Raw genomic sequence first — 20,241 nt, 5'->3', positions numbered from 1 at the left:
GTTTTATTTCAGTTTTGTACCAACCATCGCTGGAGGAAGCATTAACCTTTTAATTAATTTATATAAAAGGTTTGTTATATATAAAACCCTTTCAGCTGGTAAACAATTGAAAGGGCTTATGAGTACTAAATAGAACGCTGAATTTATCAGCGTACCTTATTTTTTGACCTATTGAGCTGCGTCTTCTTCTGAATCCTGATCTTCAGAAAGTACTGCCCATACATCGTGTTCATTGGCGTGTATTACTTCGGCCCATACTCGATCGCCTGGTTTTACGTCATAAACGCCGTTCAAATGAACTAAGCCGTCAACTTCTGGCGCGTCTGCATAAGTTCGTCCAACAGCGCCTTCTGCGTCCACGCTGTCGATAACGACTTGATACTCGTTACCAATTCTTGCTTTTAAACGAGCTGCACTAATTTCACCTTGAACTTCCATAAAACGTGCAAGACGGGCTTGTTTAATTTCTTCCGGTACAGGGTCGGGTAGATCGTTTGCACGTGCTCCCTCTACAGGTGAATAGGCAAATGCGCCAACGCGATCGAGTTGTGCTTCACGAATGAAATCTAACAATTCCTCAAATTCTTCTTCTGTTTCACCAGGGAAGCCCACAATAAATGTTGATCGAATAACCAAAGATGGACATTGCTCGCGCCACTTTTTCACTCGCTCTAAAACACGCTCTGCGCTTCCTGGGCGTTTCATTAGCTTTAGAATTCGCTTGTTAGCGTGTTGAAATGGAATATCTAAATATGGAAGAATTTTACCTTCATTCATAAGCTCAATGAGGTCGTCAACATGCGGGTAGGGATAAACATAGTGTAAACGCACCCAAATGCCCATTTCGCCAAGCTTTTCACATAGCTGCTGCATATGTGCTTTTACTGGCATACCATTCCAGAAACCCGTTCTATGTTTTACATCTACACCGTAGGCGCTAGTGTCTTGAGAAATTACCAATAGCTCTTTTACACCAGCATCTTTCAAACGCTTAGCTTCATCAAGAATATTTCCTACTGGACGACTGACAAGGTCACCGCGCATTGAAGGAATAATACAGAATGTACAACGGTGGTTGCAGCCCTCTGATATTTTCAAATAAGCATAGTGACGAGGTGTTAACTTAACGCCGTGGTCGGGAATGAGATCTTCAAACGGATTATGCTGTGGCTTAGGCAAGTGTTCATGAACTTGTTCAACAACCGTTTCGTAAGCATGTGGGCCAGTAATAGCCAGTACATTTGGGTGTAGCTCCCGAATTTCGTCTTCTTTTACGCCTAGGCATCCAGTAACAATAACTTTACCGTTTTCTTTCAGCGCTTCGCCAATGGTATCTAAAGACTCTTCAACCGCCGCATCAATAAAGCCGCATGTGTTAACAATAACCAAATCTGCATCGTTATAGGTAGGAACTACATCATATCCTTCGGTGCGAAGCTGAGTAAGAATACGCTCTGAATCAACCAAGTTCTTAGGACAACCTAAGCTAACAAAACCAATTCTGCTGCCATTGCTTTGTTGTGAAGATTTGTTGTCACTTAGCACCTTCACTGGCGTTTCTAGCGTTGTGGTTTTATTTACTACTTTGTTTGGATTAAACGTTTCTACTGTCATCTAAAATATCACCTAGGGAATGACTGTGCTTAAAATGGGCGCGGATTATACAGTAAAACGAAGAAGAACTCAGCTGTTACTGTTCAATTTGTTTACCTCATTTTAAGTTTATGAGTTAATGCACGTTTTCATACATAGCTTAACTATAAGTATTAAAAATTTATATTAATTGGTGTTTTTTAAATAGTAATATGGCTTCGGTCGTATTCACTGAGTTAATGAACACCTTGTCTCAATATATTTTCTGAAGCAACGACGACGTCGCCATCGACAGCGCAATTACGTAAGGCGGTAAGTTAATAAAACAAATTCTCAAGATAGGGTTTTATTTTATGCGTTGCCCCCCATTGTAAACGGTAATTGGCTAACATTGGTTTCTCGTGATGTCCCAAATTAGGGGAGACCGCACGAGCTTGGTTATGTAAATGCTTAAACTCCCCCTACAATTTTACGATGAGTCTGGCCGTATTTTACCGCCTAAGTGGCTTTACGCACTTTCACTTATGCTATGTATTGATTGGATTGCCTTTATCTTTTCACTTGCTTCTCGCTCACAAACCAGTGAGCTTCTAAGTTTTTTTTATCCAAACAAAGCGAGTTTGGGCACTGCACTTGTAGCCAGTTTACCTATCTTAATGGGACTAGTGTTAGTAAGCCAACGCGAGCGGCTTTGGAAAAAAGGATTTGTAAAGTGGCGTAGGGTAGTGCGGCCAAGCATACAGTTAGGCTGTTTGTTACTCCTAGCAGTTCAGTTCACATATTTAATAGACCACCAATGGGGCTTTGAATTTTTTGTCGCGCTTAGAATGGTGTTTTGTGTTTTTGCATTTTACGCTGTTTGGCGAAGTCGCCATTTACGCTGGATGGTAGAGGACTGGGCAGTTGTTGATTCAAGCGTAAGTGATAAAAAGTAAGGCACCAACCTTTTTGCCGGTGCCTTAGTATTGATGGGTGCTTAGACTGATGTTCAGTAGGCGATAAGCTAATGTTTGTGGTTCGACAGGGCCTGCTGATAGTATGCGTTTACGCTAACTTGGCTATCATTTACCAAGCGTTCGTAACAAATACCTGCGAAAGCATAGGTATTATCGCCTACTTTTAGAAACACAGAAGGTGCATTAGGGTCAGTTTGGTCATAAACCCATTCTCCACTAAGCTGTGCTTTCAATATTTCGCCCACATAAGCGCCAAAGATATTGCAGATAGTAAACACGGCTTGGTCTTCTAGTGCTTGGTCATGATATTTATCAACGAAGCTAAGTAATACATCGTCAATTAATTCAACGCTAGCTGGTGAGTGATCGAGGACGATATTGAACTCTTCTGCCGCGGTTGCCACAGCGTCAGACGCACAGTCTGCCATTAGTTTATTGAGTTCATCAGGTGTCATTTTGTTCTCCTTCTCACCGATAATAATGTTGGTACACGCAGCTTAATGATAACTGGCTGGCGCTATATTTAGTTTTTCTTGTTTGAAGCTGATATGCCGAAACTTTTGAGCATATTCTTCATTGTGCGTAAGTTATCGACCAAAGTCTATTTTTGTCCAGTTAATCTGTTGATAACGCTAGCTGCAGCAAACATACCGAAGGTTGCAGTTACCGTTACTACAGCACCAAACCCTCCTGCACAATCAAGTCGTGTACCGCCTTCCATTGTCGATTTATTATAACAAACAGAGCCATCTGGCTGAGGATAACGCAACTGCTCAGTAGAATAGATACATTCAACGCCGAATCGACGTTTAGGGTTTTTACTAAAGTTGTGGTTGCGACGAAGTTCACTGCGTAGCTTCGCGGCAAGAGGGTCTTGTGTTGTTTTGGCGAGATCACCCTTTGTAACTTGTGTGGGGTCTATTTGGCCACCCGCACCGCCAACAGTGACAATAGGGATCTTGTTGCGCTTACAGTGAGCAATCATAGCTGCTTTAGCACGAATACTGTCGGTGGCATCAACAACGGCGTGCATTTCTTTTGTTAATAGCGAAGCAGTATTTTCTGGTGTTACGAAATCTTCAACGCAATGCACGTTGCAGCTTGCATTTATGAGGTGAATTCTTTTGGCAATTGCTTCAACTTTTGCTTCACCAATTGTATTGGATAACGCGTGAATTTGACGATTTGTGTTGGTAACACAAACATCATCTAAATCGATAAGTGTGATGTTGCCTACGCCAGAACGTGCAAGCGCTTCAGCGGTCCAACTTCCAACGCCGCCAATGCCCACAACGGCCACATGGCTATTAACTAAGTTACTAGTTTGCTGTGCACCATATAAACGCACTATACCGCCTAAACGAGGATCATCAGACATGCTTTATTTCACTTTACTAAATTGACAAAAAAGGTGTGTATTTCCAAGAAAACACTTCACCATAACAGCAGGGCGCGCATCATCTCAAAAGTGAACACCAAAGATCAACACACTCCAGTTTTTTCGAATAATAAATCCGAATTAACGCAACATACGTTCTACACAATACATGTTTAAATAACCTTATATTTAAAATGCATTCACAAAAAAGGGCAGACATATGGGCTTACTCGTTGATGGAAAGTGGCAAGACAAATGGTACGACACCAGTAAAAATGGCGGAAAGTTTGAACGTCAGGCATCTAAGTTCCGTGACTCCATAAGCGATGATGACGGCGCGGCGTTTCCGATTGAGTCTGGTCGTTACCATCTTTACGTGTCTTTAGCGTGTCCATGGGCACACAGAGCATTGATTTTTAGAAAGCTTAAAGGTTTAGAAGGTCATATTGATGTGTCTGTCGTCCACCCAGAAATGCTCGACAATGGTTGGGAGTTCAAGGATTACCCCGGCTCGACAGGGGACAAACTCTACGGATTTGATTACGCCCATCAAGTATATACTAAAGCAAAGTCAGACATTACCACGCGCGTAACCGTCCCCATTTTATGGGATAAACAAACGGAAACAATAGTGAATAATGAGTCAGCTGAAATCATTCGTATTTTTAACAGCGGGTTCGATTCACTTACAAAAAACAACGACGATTATTACCCTGAAGCGCTTAGGGAAGAAATAGATACCATTAACAATATGGTTTATCACGATATAAACAACGGTGTATACAAAGCAGGATTTGCTACAACACAAAGTGCCTACGAAGAAGCAGTAACCGCCTTATTCCACGCGTTAGATATGGTAGAAGAAAGGCTAGGTAAACAGCGTTATCTTGTTGGAAGCAGCATTACGGAAGCTGACTGGCGTTTATTCACTACGCTCATACGATTTGACCCAGTGTATCACGGACATTTTAAGTGTAATAAAAAACAGATTGCCGACTATCCAAACATATTTGGTTACATGAAAGAGTTGTACCAAGTCCCTGGAATTGCTGACACGGTAAATTTCGACCATATCAAACGTCACTACTATTACAGTCACACCATGATTAACCCAACGCAGGTAATTCCTGTCGGCCCGGACTACGATCTTTTATCACCTCATGGGCGAGAGGGCATTGAGTAAAGTAAATTTCAGTTTTGTGCAGGAAAAACGCAATGACGTTAGAAGCCAGTGAACGCAAATATATTGAGAAAATTGTAACAGGAATGCCTACAAACGATGGTGCAGGAGTGTCTCTTACACAATAGCGCAGTGAAAACAGACGTCACTCAGGGTATCATCGTATTTTGAAAGTGAGTGATATCCAAGGGCTTGGGCCATGAAGCAGAAATCAGTAAATAGTTTAGTTTTTTTGTTGTGATTTGAAAGGAGCAAAACACGTCATGCAATTTGAACGCATCGCTGATAAACACGTGGTTTCACTTTTAGATTTCGAACTTACCAATAAATCGTATTTCGAAAACGTCATAGCGCCTCGAGAAGATGCGTTTTATTCACTCGATGGAGTAGGAAACCACATCAATGAACTTCTCTATCTGCAAAGTCAAAAAAGAGCCAGTAGCCACGTACTTGTTGAACATAACCGCATTTTAGCGCGTGCGAATATTAAAAATATTGAAGGTGACAAAGCTGAAATTGGTTATCGTGTTGCCGAACAACAAAGCGGCAAAGGCATTGCTACTTTTTGTGTGTCATTTCTATCAAGACAAGCTCAAGAAATGGGAATTACTACACTTACCGCGGAGGTGATGGACAACAATCCAGCGTCAGAGAAAGCGCTTGTTAAAAATGGCTTCAGGCCAACCTTTTGTTACATTAAAAAGCATCGCCATCAAAACACCCTATGCAATAGCACTCTATACGAACTAGCCTTACACGCTACAAAGCTTCGTTAAGGTCCGTTTTTGTAAATTACGTTAGTAATTCGTTTCCCCTAATGATTTAATATCAATATATTCGAAATGCATTTTTACTTTTGCGAAAAATAGCGCTGTAGTGTGCTGAAAATACGTGGAAGTAGTTTTTTGTAATTATATAGTCAAAACACAGGGAATATTGATCTAGATGACAACCCCAATTACCTGCTTTAAAGCGTACGATATTCGTGGCGAACTCAACTCTCAGCTTACTGAAGATGTTGCATACCGAATTGGTTTCGCGTTTGCTAAAGAGCTTAATGCAAAAACAGTTGTTGTTGGCAGTGATGTACGCCTTACTTCAACGCCTCTGAAATTAGCGCTAAGTGCAGGGCTTATCGATGCTGGTGCAAGCGTTACTGATATAGGTATGGCAGGAACGGAAGAAATTTACTTCGCGACAAAGCATCTTGGCGTAGATGGCGGTATTGAAGTTACCGCCAGCCACAACCCTATTAACTATAACGGTATGAAGTTGGTCAAAGCTGGTTCAGTACCTATCAGCGGAGATACTGGCCTTAACGCGATTAAAGAAAAAGCGGAATTGCTTGAAAATAGTTATGTACAAGAGCGACTAGCGCATTATACAAATAATGCGACGATTGATGAGGAGGCTTTCTTTAATGGAAAGTCACACGTGGAAGAAGCAAAACTAATGGAAACGGGCAAGTATGAAATTGAATCGTGTATGTCTGATTACGTTGCCCATATGCTTTCCTACGTTGATCTAAATAACTTTACGCCACTAAAAGTCGTTGTTAATGCAGGTAATGGAGCAGCAGGTCCAGCATTAGATGCTATTGAAGAGGCGATGAAAGCGAAAGGTGTTCCAATTGAATTTGTCAAAGTACACCACAACGCCGATGGAACATTTCCAAATGGTATTCCTAACCCTTTGCTTCCAGAAAATCGCGCTGATACGGCAGACGCTGTAAAGGCATCGGGAGCCGATTTTGGTATTGCGTGGGATGGTGACTTTGACCGATGTTTCTTGTTCGATGCAGACGGCGAGTTTATAGAGGGTTATTACATCGTCGGGCTATTGGCTGAAGCGTTTATAGAAAAGAACACCGACAGCAAGATTATTTATGACCCACGCGTATATTGGAATACGGAAGACATCGTAGCGAACGCAGGTGGTACTCCCATTAAATCGAAAACAGGCCACGCGTTTATAAAAGAACGTATGCGTAAAGAAGATGCAGTATATGGTGGCGAAATGAGCGCTCACCACTACTTCAGAGATTTCGCATACTGTGATTCGGGCATGATCCCTTGGTTGCTTATTGCAGAGCTTGTTTGCGTTAAAAAGCAAACCCTTGCAAGCATGGTAAAAGAGCGCATTGAAGCATTCCCATCGTCAGGCGAAATTAACAGCAAACTCAAAGATGCAGACGCCGCGTTAGAGCGTGTAACAAGTAAATACAGACCATTAGCGAGCGTTATCGATACTACAGATGGATTGGGTCTTGAGTTTGACTCGTGGCGTTTCAATTTACGTAAATCGAATACAGAGCCAGTGATTCGTCTGAATGTAGAAAGTAGAGGCGATATCGCTTTAATGGAGCAAATGACAGAAGAGCTACTCTCACTTATTCGATCTGAATAAAGTGCAACCTTATCTCTAAAGCTTCAAAGCTACAAAAAAAGGGCGACGACACGTAGTGTCGTCGCCCTTTTTCTTAAAACGCTAATGTAGCAATAATGCTCTATTTATCAAAGGTTTGCATGGTTATGCGTAACCTTAACTACGGCTTTTGGTAAAATCTTTTACCCTGAATGCTTATCTGAGGCCTTGTCTAAAGAGCAACGCTATTATTTGGGCGTTAGCAACCACTTAGTTCAAGTAAGGTATACAGTGTGAGTGAACCGACATTATCAAGCCACCAAGTAAATCATCCACGCATGACAAACAACGACAACGCTGGTTAATCCAATTCTTAACCCGATGTAACTTACCACCTGTTGTTTAGGTAGACTAAGTGTAAACTTGTCATAAATAAGTACAGCCACGTAGCTTAAAGACAACACGCCAAAAACCTTCACATCATGAGAAAAAATCAAGCATACCCAACCAACGATGGTGGGTAACATCGCAATAAACATTTGCTTGTCATAGCGCTGATTACTAACAGCATCCCACCAGTGAATGCCGCCAAAAAAGGACAATAGTACTGCTGAGTACTGCACAAAATAAATTGCGCTTTGCGTTAGAGGCAAGAGGTTTAATTGATACGCCAACGGCATAGCTACAAAAGGAATGAGGCCGGCAATACCTAAAAAGACAGCAGAATAGGGCATTGATGTTCCTTGAATTTGAAATCTTATAAACAAAAATAGCGCCTCATGGGCGCTATTTTTACTTTTTATCGTAATACTAAGTTCAGTATTACTTAATTGGGTTGTACTTACGCTGGCTGTGACCAGTGTAAAGCTGACGAGGACGACCAATTTTTTGTTTAGGGTCGCTCATCATTTCATGCCAATGTGAAATCCAGCCTACTGTACGAGACAGGGCAAAGATACATGTGAACATGTTGGTAGGGATACCAATTGCTTTAAGTACGATACCAGAGTAGAAATCTACGTTCGGGAACAGCTTCTTCTCTGCGAAGTACGGGTCGCTTAGTGCAATTTTTTCAAGCTCCATGGCTACTTCAAGTAGTGGATCTTTAACGTTAAGCTCGCTCAATACTTCGTGACAGCTTTCACGCATTACTGTAGCACGTGGGTCGTGGTTTTTATAAACGCGGTGACCAAAGCCCATAAGACGGAACGGATCGCTCTTATCTTTAGCACGTGCAATAAACTCAGGAATACGGTCTACTGTACCGATTTCTTCCAGCATGTTAAGACATGCTTCGTTTGCACCACCGTGAGCAGGGCCCCAAAGTGAAGCTACACCTGCCGAAATACACGCATAAGGGTTAGCACCTGAAGAGCCTGCAAGACGTACAGTAGACGTTGAAGCGTTTTGCTCGTGATCTGCGTGAAGCGTAAAGATACGGTCCATTGCGCGCTCAACAGCTGGGCTGATTTGATACTCTTCTGCTGGAACAGAGAACATCATGTTCAAAAAGTTAGCTGCGTAGCTTAAGTCGTTACGTGGATAAACGAAAGGCTGACCGATGTTGTACTTGTAGCACATTGCAACAAGCGTAGGCATCTTAGCGATTAGACGGTGCGCACTACGGATGCGTTGTTCTTCATTAGAAACGTCTAAATCACTGTGGTAGAACGAAGACATCGCGCCAACAGTACCACATAGCATAGCCATAGGGTGTGCGTCGTTGCGGAAACCATGGAAGAACATGTTAATTTGTTCATGTACCATGGTGTGACGAGTAATAGTCTCTTTAAACTCTTCGTACTGTTCTTTTGTTGGTGCGTCACCGTGAAGAAGCATGTGGCATACTTCTAGGTAGTCCGCATCACGTGCTAATTCTTCGATTGGGAAACCGCGGTGTAATAAAACACCTTGAGCGCCATCAATATAAGTAATTGAAGACTCGCAAGATCCTGTCGCCATAAAACCTGGGTCGTACGTGAAAAAACCGTGTTGGCCTAACGTACGGACATCGATTACATCTTGTCCTTCGGTGCCAGACAAGATAGGAAGCTCGATTTCCTTACCGCCGGCTTTAAGAATGGCTTTCTGATCTGCCATAAAATGCTCTCCTCAGAATGGTTCTGTTTGCAGCGAAAACGGACGAAAATGTCCGCTTCGTTGGGAAAAGTGGGCGTATTTGTACTTTATTATGCACCATCAAGTCAATTTAATTGCATATATGCACAATAAATATTCCGAATTGCTAAAAAAAATACTAGCAATCAGATTACGAATAATTAACTCGTTGGGAATTCACTTTGCCCGATAAAGTGCAATTATCAATGGGTTTTCGCCAAAGGTAAACCACCGATCGACAAATATATTATCACCTCAGTTTAAAAAGTAACCTTTTGATGTGTAATAAGTACGCATACAGATTAAAAGTGCTTAATTTCTTATTGATGTGCATAGTTATTCTAATTCGCTACTGATAAACTTCAGGCCACTGTAATTGCGCTCGTTTAAACGTGTTGCACACAATTTTGATCTCTTTTTATTTAAAATAATTATCACAAAAGTGTACATAGCGACTAAAGTCTTACTACGGCACAAAAAATTGTAATTATATACTACGCTGGATATACTCAGCGGTGCTCTGAAACAGGAATAATTATTCTGTTACAAGCATTAAAGAATAATTCACAAATTGTTAACAACTCAATGGATGAGGCAATTAACAGGTTAAAAATCGAATTCACTTACTCAGGACATAATAAAGGTAAGAAATTCATTATCCCCTACGGATTAAACAGGCATACATTGTGAAAAAGCAAAGACCAGTAAATTTAGAACTCAATACTATTAAATTTCCGCCCTCTGCTATTTCGTCAATTCTCCACCGTGTAACCGGTGTTGCAATGTTCTTCGCGCTACTCTTTGTTATTTGGGCATGGGCAGTTTCTGTTCACTCGCCTGAAGGTTTCGCGGACGTTCAAGCAATCATGGACGGTTTCCTTGGAAAATTTGTCGCAATTGGCACAGCTTCAGCGCTGACGTATCACATTCTAGGCGGCCTAAGACACGTTGTTATGGATTTAGGTCACTGGGAAGAATTAGAGTCGGGCAATACAAGTGCGAAAGCAGTTATCGCGCTTTGGATTGTACTGACCGTAGTATTGGGAGTTGCACTATGGTAACCAACCAAGCAAGCATTAAGCGTGACGGCGTACAAGATTACGTTTCTCTTCGCGCAACAGCAGCAATTATTTTCGCGTACTCGGTATTCATGGCGTGGTTTTTTATCACCACCGATAACTTAACATTTATCGAATGGCGAGAGTTGTTCTCTGGCCTAGCTATGAAAGTTTTCACATTGGCAGCACTTGTAGCAGTGATGATCCACGTGCGTATCGGCCTATGGCAGGTACTTACAGACTACGTTAAAGCAGCGGGTCTACGTGCAGGACTACAATATATATTAAATATCATCGCGTTTGGCTACGTTGCTGTTGGCCTATTCGTATTGTGGGGAGTGTAAGATGAGTTTACCCGTTCACGAGTTTGATGCAGTTGTAATTGGTGCAGGCGGTGCAGGTATGCGCGCGGCACTACAGATTTCACAGTCTGGTAAATCATGCGCACTGCTTTCTAAAGTATTTCCAACCCGTTCTCACACTGTATCTGCGCAGGGTGGTATCACCGTAGCACTTGGTAATTCACACGAAGATAACTGGGAATGGCACATGTATGACACCGTAAAGGGCTCGGATTATATCGGTGACCAAGACGCTATCGAATACATGTGTAAAACCGGCCCTGAAGCTATTATCGAAATGGAAAACATGGGTTTGCCATTCTCGCGCTTCGAAAATGGTAAAATTTACCAGCGTCCATTCGGCGGTCAGTCTAAAAACTTTGGCGGAGAGCAGGGTGCTCGTACAGCGGCTGCGGCCGACCGTACTGGTCACGCTCTGCTTCACCTTCTTTACCAGCAAAACGTAAAGAACAAAACAAAAGTATTTTCTGAATGGTACGCGCTAGATTTAGTGAAAAACCAAGACGGCGACGTAGTAGGTTGTACAGCAATTGACATCGAAACTGGTGAGGTTGTGTACTTTAAGTCTCGCGCCGTTGTTCTAGCAACAGGTGGTGCGGGCCGTATCTATGCATCTACAACTAACGCTCACATCAACACAGGTGATGGCGTTGGTATGGCACTTCGCGCAGGTGTTGCGGTTCAAGATATGGAAATGTGGCAGTTCCACCCAACGGGTATTGCTGGCGCAGGTACCTTGGTAACAGAAGGTTGTCGTGGTGAAGGTGGTTACCTTCTAAACAAAGACGGCGAGCGTTTCATGGAGCGCTATGCACCTAACGCAAAAGACCTAGCGGGTCGTGACGTTGTTGCACGTTCAATGATGACCGAAATTCGTGAAGGTCGTGGTTGTGAAGGTCCATGGGGTACTCACATTAAGCTTAAGCTTGACCATCTTGGTAAGGACGTACTTGAGTCTCGTCTACCGGGTATCCTTGAGCTTTCACGTACGTTCGCACACGTTGACCCTGTAAAAGAGCCAATTCCAGTAATTCCTACCTGTCACTATATGATGGGTGGTATTCCAACGAACGTTGATGGCCAGTGCTTGACGGTTGATGAAAACGGTAACGACAAAGTCGTTAACGGTTTGTTTGCTTGTGGTGAGATTGCATGTGTATCGGTACACGGTGCTAACCGTCTTGGCGGTAACTCATTACTTGACCTTGTTGTATTCGGTCGTGCGACTGGTTTACACCTTGGTAAAACATTGTCTGAAATGGCACCAACGCGTGACGCTTCTGAGTCTGACCTTGAAGCCTCTATGACGCGTTTCAACCGTTGGGAAAATTCAGAGAAAGGCAAGGGCGAAGACCCAGTACAAATTAAGAAAGACTTGCAGAAATGCATGCAGCTTAACTTCTCAGTATTCCGTGAAGGTGACGCAATGGCTGATGGTCTTAAAGAGCTTGGCGAAATCCGCGAGCGTCTTAACCATGCACGCCTTGACGACAAGAGCGCAGACTTCAATACCCAGCGTATCGAATGTCTAGAGCTTGATAACCTAATGGAAACCGCGTACAGCACTGCAGTAGCAGCGAACTTCAGAACAGAAAGCCGTGGCGCGCACAGCCGCTTCGACTTCCCGGACCGTGATGATGACAACTGGTTATGCCACAGTATCTACGATCCGAACACTGATAAAATGCTTAAACGTGAAGTGAATATGGCGCCTAAGCTTAGGGAAGCATTCCCGCCTAAAGTGCGTTCATATTAAGAGAGGCAACGATCATGCAATTAACTTTTTCGATTTATCGTTACAACCCAGAAGTAGATGCGAAGCCTCGCATGCAAGACTACACTCTAGAAGTAGAGGAAGGTCAAGACATGATGGTGCTAGATGCGCTAATTGCACTTAAAGAGCAGGATCCGACGCTTTCTTTCCGTCGCTCGTGCCGTGAAGGTGTATGTGGTTCAGACGGTGTGAACATGAACGGCAAAAATGGCCTTGCGTGTATTACTCCGTTATCTGCACTGGGCAAAGGCAAGGTAGTAGTTCGTCCACTTCCAGGTCTACCTGTTGTACGCGACCTTGTCGTAGATATGACTCAGTTCTATACGCAGTATGAAAAGATTAAGCCGTTCTTAATCAACGATAGCAAGCAACCGCCAGCGCGCGAGCATTTGCAGTCGCCAGAAGAACGTGCCAAGTTAGACGGTCTTTATGAGTGTATCTTATGTGCATGTTGTTCAACGTCATGCCCATCGTTCTGGTGGAACCCTGACAAGTTCATCGGCCCAGCTGGCTTACTACACGCGTATCGCTTCCTAATCGATAGTCGTGATACTGCAACTGAAGAGCGTCTTAACGACCTTGATGATGCGTTCAGCGTATTCCGCTGTCACGGTATTATGAACTGTGTAAGTGTATGTCCTAAGGGCTTGAACCCGACGAAAGCAATAGGCCAAATTAAGTCTATGCTTTTACAACGGGCTGTTTAGTACTATATTCTGATAACTTTTAAAAGTTACAGATAGCGATGCTCTAAATAGCCATCCCAAAAGGATGGCTATTTTTTTATATATTCGCAGTTATAACACTTGGTTATGCTGAGAATAACCTTATAATACATCTTGATTGTTAACTAGATTTTATAAAACGTAGCAAGGCAAATTAAATGCAAGAAAGCGTGATGAAAGCGTGGTGGGATTCCTCGCACATGGCAGGTGCCAACGCTGCCTATGTTGAAGAGTTGTATGAAACCTATTTAGAAGACCCGCAAAGTGTCTCTGAAAATTGGCGACAAATCTTCGATAACCTCCCCAAAGTCGATGGCGTAGAGTTAGAAACCAATCATACAACTATTAAGAATCAATTTAGGCAACTTGCTGCGTTAGGGCCTACAGCCCGCATGTCTAGTCCGTCTGTGCCTTCTGCAAATGTTTCAGACGACAGGCAAGTTAAAGTTCTTCAGCTAATCAATGCGTACCGTTTCCGCGGACACCAACACGCAAACTTAGATCCGCTTGGTTTATGGAAGCAAGAGCGCGTTCGCGACCTTGAACTTTCACACCATAGCCTTTCAGAGCAAGATTTCGATTCAGTTTTCAACGTGGGCTCTTATGCTATTGGCAAAGATTCAATGCCACTTGGTGAACTATTCAAATCGCTTAACAGAACATACTGCGGTTCTATCGGTGCAGAGTATATGCACATTACCGACACTGAACAAAAGCGTTGGTTACAGCAAAAAATAGAATCGGTCCAAGCTAAGCCTGAGATTTCTCGTGATGAGAAGCTAGGCATTCTTAAAGGTCTTACTGCGGCCGATGGCATGGAAAAATACTTGGGCTCTAAATTCCCAGGTGCTAAGCGTTTCTCACTAGAAGGTGGCGACGCGCTTATTCCAATGCTTAAGGGGCTTATTACTAAAGCAGGTACAACGGGCACAAAAGAAGTTGTTATCGGCATGGCCCACCGTGGTCGTTTGAACGTACTTGTTAACGTACTAGGTAAGAACCCATCAGTACTATTTGATGAATTCTCTGGTAAACACGACGACTCGCTAGGCGCGGGCGACGTGAAATACCACGCAGGTTTCTCTTCTGATTTTGCAACGCCAGGTGGCAATGTTCACTTAGCGCTAGCGTTTAACCCGTCTCACCTTGAAATTGTAAACCCGGTTGTTATGGGTTCAGTGCGTGCGCGTCTTGCGCGTCGTAATGACGACACCAACACCGTGCTTCCTATTACTATTCACGGTGACTCAGCAATTGCAGGTCAGGGTGTTGTACAAGAAACCTTTAACATGTCGCAAACACGCGGCTTTGCTGTAGGCGGTACGGTTCGTATCGTGGTGAACAACCAAGTTGGTTTCACCACGTCAAAAACCGAAGATACTCGCTCTACGCAATACTGTACTGATATTGCGAAAATGGTGCAGGCGCCAATTTTCCATGTGAACTCTGATGACCCAGAAGCGGTTGCCTTTGTTACACAGCTTGCGCTTGAGTACCGCAATAAGTTTAAGAAAGACGTGGTAATTGATTTAGTGTGTTACCGTCGTCATGGTCACAACGAGGCTGACGAGCCAAATGCAACACAGCCGTTGATGTACCAGAAGATTAAAAAGCATCCTGTGCCACGCGCGCTATACGCCGACCAGCTTATCGCTGAGGGTGTGATTGAGCAGCGAGACGCAGACCGCTATCTAGATGAATATCGTGAAGCACTTGACCATGGCGCATGCGTGGTTGAGGAGTGGCGTCCAATGACTGAGCACAGTGTAGACTGGTCTCCGTACCTTGGTCACGACTGGGACACGCCTTATGATGGTGCGTTGTCAGTTGAAAAGCTTAAAGAGCTTGGCGAATCGATTACTACAATACCTGAAGAGCACAAACTTCAGTCGCGTGTAAACAAGCTATACCAAGATCGTAAAGCGATGGTCGCAGGTGAAAAAATGCTTGATTGGGGTATGGCAGAAAACTTGGCCTATGCCACAATCGTTGATGCTGGCGAAGATATTCGTATTACCGGTCAGGACTCTGGTCGTGGTACCTTCTTCCACCGTCACGCTGTTCTACACAACCAAAAAGATGCGTCTACCTATATGCCGTTACAGCATATTCGTGAAGGTCAGGGTGAAATCGAAATTTATGACTCTGTACTTTCTGAAGAAGCTGTTATGGCGTTCGAATATGGTTACGCAACAGCAGAACCAACATGCTTAACGATTTGGGAAGCGCAATTTGGTGACTTTGCTAACGGTGCGCAGGTTGTATTCGACCAATTCTTAAGTTCTGGTGAAGCGAAGTGGGGCCGCTTATGTGGTCTAACTGTATTACTTCCACACGGCTACGAAGGCCAGGGACCAGAGCATAGTTCAGCACGTCTAGAGCGTTTCTTGCAAATGTGTGCTGATCACAACTGGCAAGTATGTGTACCTTCAACACCTGCACAGGTGTACAACATGCTTCGTCGCCAAGTGGTACGCCCAATGCGCAAACCGCTTATCGTAATGTCACCTAAGTCATTATTACGTCATCCTCTTGCGGTTTCTTCACTAGAAGAGCTGGCGGAAGGACAATTCCATAACGTAATTGGTGAAATTGACGATATCGATCCGAAAAATGTTAAGCGCGTTGTTATGTGTTCGGGCAAGGTTTACTACGATTTGCTAGACCAGCGCCGTAAAAATGAGCAAACAGACGTTGCAATCATCCGTTTAGAGCAACTTTATCCATTCCCACAAGAAGAATGCGCTAAAGTTGTGGCACAATACAGCCACGTAAAAGATTGGGTTTGGTGCCAAGAAGAGCCTCAAAACCAAGGCGCTTGGTACTGTAGCCAACACCACTTCTGGCAAGCAATTCCAGATGGTGCAAAATTAACATATGCAGGCCGTGATGCATCCTCGTCACCTGCAGTAGGTTATGTATCCGTTCACAACCAGCAACAGAAAGCCCTGGTTGAAAACGCACTCACAATTAAATAAGGAACAGTAATGACAATTGAGATAAAAGTTCCGGTTCTACCTGAGTCAGTTGCCGATGCCACCATTGCAACCTGGCACGTTAAGGCCGGTGACGCAGTTAAACGAGACCAGAACCTGGTTGATATTGAAACTGATAAAGTGGTTTTAGAAGTTGTGGCGCCAGCGGACGGTACAATTGGTGAGATCCTAAACGAAGAGGGTGCAACTGTTTTAGGTGAGCAAGTCATTGCTAAATTAGAAAAAGGTGGCGCTTCTGCTTCAGCTGAAACTAAATCTGAAAGCAAGGCTAAAGAAGACACTAAATCAGAATCTGCGCCAGCGGCTTCTGGTAAAACATCTGACGTTAAAGTGCCAGTACTTCCAGAGTCAGTTGCAGATGCAACTATCGCTACTTGGCATGTAGCTGTAGGTGAAGCAGTTTCTCGTGACCAAAACCTGGTTGATATTGAAACTGATAAGGTAGTGCTTGAAGTTGTTGCTCCTGCCGATGGCTCACTTGCTGAAATCATTGCTGAAGAAGGCGCTACTGTAACGGCTGAAGAAGTAATTGCTAAGTTTGTTGAAGGCGCATCAAGCGCTGCTTCTGCGCCAGCTGAATCAAGCGCGAGCGATGACAGCGAAGAAAGTAGTGATGCGCTTAGCCCTTCAGTTCGTCGTTTACTTGCTGAAAAGGGTGTTGATGCTGCTAAAGTGAAAGGTACGGGCAAAAACGGCCGTATTACTAAAGAAGATGTTGAAAAATATCTTAAAGGCGGTGACAGCTCAGCGAAATCGGCACCTGCTGCTTCTGAATCTGTGCCAGCGGACCTTCCAACGGGTAACCGTACAGAGAAACGTGTTCCAATGACACGTCTTCGCAAGACGATTGCAAATCGTCTTCTTGAAGCGAAAAACTCTACGGCAATGCTAACAACGTTTAACGAAGTAAACATGAAGCCAATCATGGATCTTCGTAAGCAATACCAAGAAAGTTTTGAAAAGCGTCACGGTATTCGCCTTGGTTTCATGTCTTTCTACGTGAAAGCCGTAACTGAAGCGCTTAAACGTTTCCCTGAAGTTAACGCGTCAATCGATGGCGACGATATTGTTTATCACAACTATTTCGACGTATCGATTGCTGTTTCTACACCTCGTGGTCTTGTAACACCAGTACTTAAAGATACTGATACTCTAGGCATGGCAGGTGTTGAAAAAGGAATTAAGGAACTAGCACTTAAAGGCCGTGACGGTAAGCTGTCATTGGCTGAACTACAAGGTGGTAACTTCACAATCACCAACGGTGGTGTGTTTGGTTCACTAATGTCTACACCAATCATTAACCCGCCACAAAGCGCAATTCTTGGTATGCATAAAATCCAAGATCGCCCAATGGCTGTTAATGGCAAAGTAGAAATTCTACCAATGATGTATCTAGCGCTTTCTTACGACCACCGTATTATTGATGGTAAAGAATCGGTAGGTTTCTTGGTAACCGTTAAAGAGATGCTAGAAGATCCAACGCGTCTACTTCTAGACGTATAAGACTTTCGTCTCGCGGAATTGTGGTTAGGTGCTTAGCCTGTGTAAACTTGCTTTGCGCCTAACGCAACGCTGATATTTGCCCTATAATATCAGTCAAACTAATCAAGTCGCATTTGCGGCTTTTGTCTTACTAAAAATCGGATAGAAACACCATGAATTTGCATGAATACCAAGGTAAGCAGCTATTCAAAGAATACGGTTTGCCTGTTTCTGAAGGATACGCAGCAGACACTGCTCAAGGTGCTGTAGAAGCCGCTGACCGAATTGGCGGAGAAGAGTGGGTAGTTAAGTGTCAGGTACACGCGGGCGGTCGCGGTAAAGCTGGCGGTGTAAAGCTAGTTAAAAACAAAGACGACATTCGCGCTTTCGCTGAAAACTGGCTTGGCAAAAATTTGGTGACTTTCCAGACTGACGAAAACGGTCAGCCTGTGAGCAAAATCTTAGTTGAATCTTGCACAGATATCGCAAACGAGCTTTACCTTGGTGCAGTAGTAGACCGTACAACCCGTCGCGTTGTATTTATGGCTTCTACTGAAGGTGGCGTTGAGATTGAAACTGTTGCAGAAGAAACGCCAGAAAAAATCCTTAAAGCTGAAATCGACCCAATTGTAGGTCCTCAGCCATACCAAGCGCGCGAAATGGCGTTTAAACTTGGTCTTTCTGGCGTTCAAATTAAGCAATTTACTCAAATCTTCCTTGGCCTAGCTAAGATGTTTGAAGAGCTTGACGTAGCGCTTATCGAAATTAACCCGCTAGTGATCAAAACTGACGGTAACCTACACTGCCTTGACGCAAAAGTAGGTATCGACGGTAACGCACTATATCGCCAGCCTAAGCTGAAAGATATGCAAGATCCTTCACAAGAAGACGCGCGTGAAGCTCACGCAGCTCAGTGGGAACTTAACTATGTTGCACTAGACGGTAACGTAGGTTGTATGGTTAACGGTGCAGGCCTAGCAATGGGTACTATGGACATCGTAAACCTACACGGTGGCAAGCCAGCTAACTTCCTAGACGTTGGTGGCGGCGCGACTAAAGAGCGTGTTGCTGAAGCATTCAAGATCATCCTTTCTGATGACAACGTTAAAGCGGTATTGGTAAACATCTTCGGTGGTATCGTTCGTTGTGACATGATTGCTGAAGGTATTATCGGTGCAGTTAAAGAAGTTGGCGTAAAAGTACCAGTTGTTGTGCGTCTTGAAGGTACCAATGCAGAGCTTGGCCGTGAAGTACTTGCGAACTCAGGTCTTGATATCATTGCTGCTGAATCGCTAACTGATGCAGCACAGAAAGTAGTTGCTGCAGCGGAGGGCAAATAATGTCTGTATTAATTAATAAAGATACTAAAGTAATTTGTCAGGGTTTCACTGGCGGTCAGGGTACATTCCACTCTGAACAAGCAATTGCTTACGGTACGCAAATGGTTGGTGGTGTTACACCAGGCAAAGGCGGTACTGAGCACCTTGGTCTTCCAGTATTCAATACTGTACGTGAAGCGGTAGAAGCAACTGGCGCAACTGCAACAGTTATCTACGTACCAGCGCCTTTCTGTAAAGATTCAATTGTTGAAGCTGCAGATGCGGGTATTGAGCTAATCGTATGTATTACTGAAGGTATCCCAACGCTAGATATGCTTTACGTTAAAGAATACGTTGAAGCGAAAGGCGTTCGCATGATTGGTCCAAACTGCCCAGGTGTTATCACTCCTGGAGAGTGTAAAATTGGTATCATGCCTGGTCACATTCACAAGCCTGGTAAAGTAGGTATTGTTTCTCGCTCTGGTACGCTTACGTACGAAGCGGTTAAGCAAACGACTGACGAAGGTTTCGGCCAGTCTACCTGTGTAGGTATCGGTGGTGATCCAATTCCTGGTTCAAACTTCATTGACATCCTTCAGATGTTCCAAGACGACCCACAAACTGAAGCTATCGTAATGATCGGTGAGATCGGCGGTACTGCAGAAGAAGAAGCAGCTGCGTTCATTAAAGCTAATGTAACCAAGCCTGTTGTTTCTTACATTGCGGGTGTTACTGCTCCTCCAGGCAAACGTATGGGTCACGCAGGTGCAATCATCGCAGGCGGTAAAGGTACTGCAGATGAGAAATTCAAAGCACTAGAAGACGCTGGCGTTAAGACAGTGCGTTCACTTGCTGACATCGGTAAAGCACTACGCGAAACCACTGGTTGGTAATTTGCCGCAAGGTTTTATTTGTAAAAAGCCCGCTTAATGCGGG

At 43.8% G+C, this 20,241-nt stretch carries 17 protein-coding genes; 12 read left to right on the top strand and 5 right to left on the bottom strand.

The annotated features are described in order from the left end of the window. Positions 1–168: 168 nt before the first annotated feature. Positions 169–1,614 (bottom strand): 30S ribosomal protein S12 methylthiotransferase RimO, encoded by a 1,446-nt coding sequence (gene rimO, locus ACHUFN_RS00795; protein ID WP_394220369.1) that lies wholly within the window; start codon positions 1,612–1,614, stop codon positions 169–171. A gap of 425 nt (positions 1,615–2,039) precedes the next feature. Between rimO and ACHUFN_RS00790 the strand changes: the two genes are divergently transcribed. After that, positions 2,040–2,528 (top strand): DUF2919 family protein, encoded by a 489-nt coding sequence (locus tag ACHUFN_RS00790; RefSeq protein WP_394220367.1) that lies wholly within the window; start codon positions 2,040–2,042, stop codon positions 2,526–2,528. A 68-nt stretch (positions 2,529–2,596) separates the two neighbouring features. Here the strand turns inward: ACHUFN_RS00790 and ACHUFN_RS00785 are convergent, their stop codons facing one another. Together ACHUFN_RS00785 and tcdA are read right to left on the bottom strand one after the other, a co-directional pair. Beyond that, complete coding sequence (locus tag ACHUFN_RS00785; RefSeq protein ID WP_394220365.1) at positions 2,597–3,004, bottom strand: hypothetical protein; 408 nt, start codon at positions 3,002–3,004, stop codon at positions 2,597–2,599. Positions 3,005–3,150: 146 nt separating this feature from the next. Further along, positions 3,151–3,927 (bottom strand): tRNA cyclic N6-threonylcarbamoyladenosine(37) synthase TcdA, encoded by a 777-nt coding sequence (tcdA, locus tag ACHUFN_RS00780; protein WP_394220364.1) that lies wholly within the window; start codon positions 3,925–3,927, stop codon positions 3,151–3,153. A gap of 220 nt (positions 3,928–4,147) precedes the next feature. On the opposite strand from tcdA, the gene ACHUFN_RS00775 reads away from it, so the two are divergent. The 3 genes from ACHUFN_RS00775 (at position 4,148) to ACHUFN_RS00765 (ending at position 7,513) form a co-directional block, all read left to right on the top strand. Further along, positions 4,148–5,110: a glutathione S-transferase family protein gene (locus tag ACHUFN_RS00775; protein WP_394220363.1), complete on the top strand. Its 963-nt coding sequence runs from the start codon at positions 4,148–4,150 to the stop codon at positions 5,108–5,110. 260 nt (positions 5,111–5,370) lie between these two features. Then, positions 5,371–5,883 (top strand): GNAT family N-acetyltransferase, encoded by a 513-nt coding sequence (locus ACHUFN_RS00770; RefSeq protein ID WP_394220361.1) that lies wholly within the window; start codon positions 5,371–5,373, stop codon positions 5,881–5,883. 169 nt (positions 5,884–6,052) lie between these two features. Next, positions 6,053–7,513, top strand: a complete 1,461-nt coding sequence (locus ACHUFN_RS00765) for a phosphohexomutase domain-containing protein (protein WP_394220360.1) — start codon at positions 6,053–6,055, stop codon at positions 7,511–7,513. Between the two features lie 269 nt (positions 7,514–7,782). Here ACHUFN_RS00765 and ACHUFN_RS00760 read toward each other — a convergent pair whose 3' ends face one another. Together ACHUFN_RS00760 and ACHUFN_RS00755 are read right to left on the bottom strand one after the other, a co-directional pair. After that, a complete protein-coding gene (locus ACHUFN_RS00760; RefSeq protein ID WP_394220359.1) occupies positions 7,783–8,205 on the bottom strand; it encodes a DUF3429 domain-containing protein in 423 nt (140 codons plus the stop codon). Positions 8,206–8,293: 88 nt separating this feature from the next. After that, on the bottom strand, positions 8,294–9,571 hold the full coding sequence (locus ACHUFN_RS00755) for a citrate synthase (protein WP_394220357.1): 1,278 nt from the start codon (positions 9,569–9,571) through the stop codon (positions 8,294–8,296). A 704-nt stretch (positions 9,572–10,275) separates the two neighbouring features. Between ACHUFN_RS00755 and sdhC the strand changes: the two genes are divergently transcribed. The 8 genes from sdhC to sucD all read left to right on the top strand — a co-directional run bounded on the left by sdhC (position 10,276) and on the right by sucD (position 20,198). Continuing rightward, the gene (sdhC, locus tag ACHUFN_RS00750; protein WP_394220355.1) at positions 10,276–10,650 is read left to right on the top strand and encodes a succinate dehydrogenase, cytochrome b556 subunit; all 375 of its coding nucleotides are present in this window, start codon (positions 10,276–10,278) and stop codon (positions 10,648–10,650) included. Continuing rightward, positions 10,644–10,991, top strand: coding sequence for a succinate dehydrogenase, hydrophobic membrane anchor protein (gene sdhD, locus ACHUFN_RS00745; RefSeq protein WP_394220354.1), 348 nt, complete (start codon positions 10,644–10,646; stop codon positions 10,989–10,991). Before sdhC ends, sdhD begins: the two co-directional genes overlap by 7 nt. A gap of 1 nt (position 10,992) precedes the next feature. Next, positions 10,993–12,765 carry a succinate dehydrogenase flavoprotein subunit gene (sdhA, locus tag ACHUFN_RS00740; RefSeq protein ID WP_394220353.1) on the top strand — a complete coding sequence of 591 codons (1,773 nt, stop codon included), beginning with the start codon at positions 10,993–10,995 and terminating at the stop codon, positions 12,763–12,765. A gap of 14 nt (positions 12,766–12,779) precedes the next feature. Then, on the top strand, positions 12,780–13,490 hold the full coding sequence (locus ACHUFN_RS00735; protein WP_394220351.1) for a succinate dehydrogenase iron-sulfur subunit: 711 nt from the start codon (positions 12,780–12,782) through the stop codon (positions 13,488–13,490). Between the two features lie 176 nt (positions 13,491–13,666). Continuing rightward, positions 13,667–16,486: a 2-oxoglutarate dehydrogenase E1 component gene (gene sucA / locus ACHUFN_RS00730; RefSeq protein WP_394220349.1), complete on the top strand. Its 2,820-nt coding sequence runs from the start codon at positions 13,667–13,669 to the stop codon at positions 16,484–16,486. A gap of 9 nt (positions 16,487–16,495) precedes the next feature. After that, on the top strand, positions 16,496–18,007 hold the full coding sequence (gene odhB / locus ACHUFN_RS00725) for a 2-oxoglutarate dehydrogenase complex dihydrolipoyllysine-residue succinyltransferase (RefSeq protein WP_394220347.1): 1,512 nt from the start codon (positions 16,496–16,498) through the stop codon (positions 18,005–18,007). A 152-nt stretch (positions 18,008–18,159) separates the two neighbouring features. Next, entirely contained in the window at positions 18,160–19,326 is a 1,167-nt protein-coding gene (sucC, locus tag ACHUFN_RS00720; protein WP_334020574.1) for an ADP-forming succinate--CoA ligase subunit beta, read from the top strand. Next, positions 19,326–20,198 carry a succinate--CoA ligase subunit alpha gene (sucD, locus tag ACHUFN_RS00715; protein WP_014998326.1) on the top strand — a complete coding sequence of 291 codons (873 nt, stop codon included), beginning with the start codon at positions 19,326–19,328 and terminating at the stop codon, positions 20,196–20,198. The genes sucC and sucD overlap by 1 nt, the downstream gene beginning before the upstream one ends. The last annotated feature ends 43 nt before the right edge of the window (positions 20,199–20,241 follow it).

Source organism: Alteromonas gracilis (assembly GCF_043642145.1).
Lineage (GTDB): Bacteria > Pseudomonadota > Gammaproteobacteria > Enterobacterales > Alteromonadaceae > Alteromonas > Alteromonas gracilis_B.
Note: the sequence above shows the minus strand (reverse complement) of the source record. Positions and strands in the feature narration are given on the sequence as shown.

Excerpts from the sequence above, each read along its gene's own strand:
- rimO (WP_394220369.1), bottom strand. The coding sequence starts at position 1,614 with ATGACAGTAGAAACGTTTAATCCAAACAAAGTAGTAAATAAAACCACA.
- ACHUFN_RS00790 (WP_394220367.1), top strand. The coding sequence starts at position 2,040 with ATGCTTAAACTCCCCCTACAATTTTACGATGAGTCTGGCCGTATTTTA.
- ACHUFN_RS00785 (WP_394220365.1), bottom strand. The coding sequence starts at position 3,004 with ATGACACCTGATGAACTCAATAAACTAATGGCAGACTGTGCGTCTGAC.
- tcdA (WP_394220364.1), bottom strand. The coding sequence starts at position 3,927 with ATGTCTGATGATCCTCGTTTAGGCGGTATAGTGCGTTTATATGGTGCA.
- ACHUFN_RS00775 (WP_394220363.1), top strand. The coding sequence starts at position 4,148 with ATGGGCTTACTCGTTGATGGAAAGTGGCAAGACAAATGGTACGACACC.
- ACHUFN_RS00770 (WP_394220361.1), top strand. The coding sequence starts at position 5,371 with ATGCAATTTGAACGCATCGCTGATAAACACGTGGTTTCACTTTTAGAT.
- ACHUFN_RS00765 (WP_394220360.1), top strand. The coding sequence starts at position 6,053 with ATGACAACCCCAATTACCTGCTTTAAAGCGTACGATATTCGTGGCGAA.
- ACHUFN_RS00760 (WP_394220359.1), bottom strand. The coding sequence starts at position 8,205 with ATGCCCTATTCTGCTGTCTTTTTAGGTATTGCCGGCCTCATTCCTTTT.
- ACHUFN_RS00755 (WP_394220357.1), bottom strand. The coding sequence starts at position 9,571 with ATGGCAGATCAGAAAGCCATTCTTAAAGCCGGCGGTAAGGAAATCGAG.
- sdhD (WP_394220354.1), top strand. The coding sequence starts at position 10,644 with ATGGTAACCAACCAAGCAAGCATTAAGCGTGACGGCGTACAAGATTAC.
- sdhA (WP_394220353.1), top strand. The coding sequence starts at position 10,993 with ATGAGTTTACCCGTTCACGAGTTTGATGCAGTTGTAATTGGTGCAGGC.
- ACHUFN_RS00735 (WP_394220351.1), top strand. The coding sequence starts at position 12,780 with ATGCAATTAACTTTTTCGATTTATCGTTACAACCCAGAAGTAGATGCG.
- sucA (WP_394220349.1), top strand. The coding sequence starts at position 13,667 with ATGCAAGAAAGCGTGATGAAAGCGTGGTGGGATTCCTCGCACATGGCA.
- odhB (WP_394220347.1), top strand. The coding sequence starts at position 16,496 with ATGACAATTGAGATAAAAGTTCCGGTTCTACCTGAGTCAGTTGCCGAT.
- sucC (WP_334020574.1), top strand. The coding sequence starts at position 18,160 with ATGAATTTGCATGAATACCAAGGTAAGCAGCTATTCAAAGAATACGGT.
- sucD (WP_014998326.1), top strand. The coding sequence starts at position 19,326 with ATGTCTGTATTAATTAATAAAGATACTAAAGTAATTTGTCAGGGTTTC.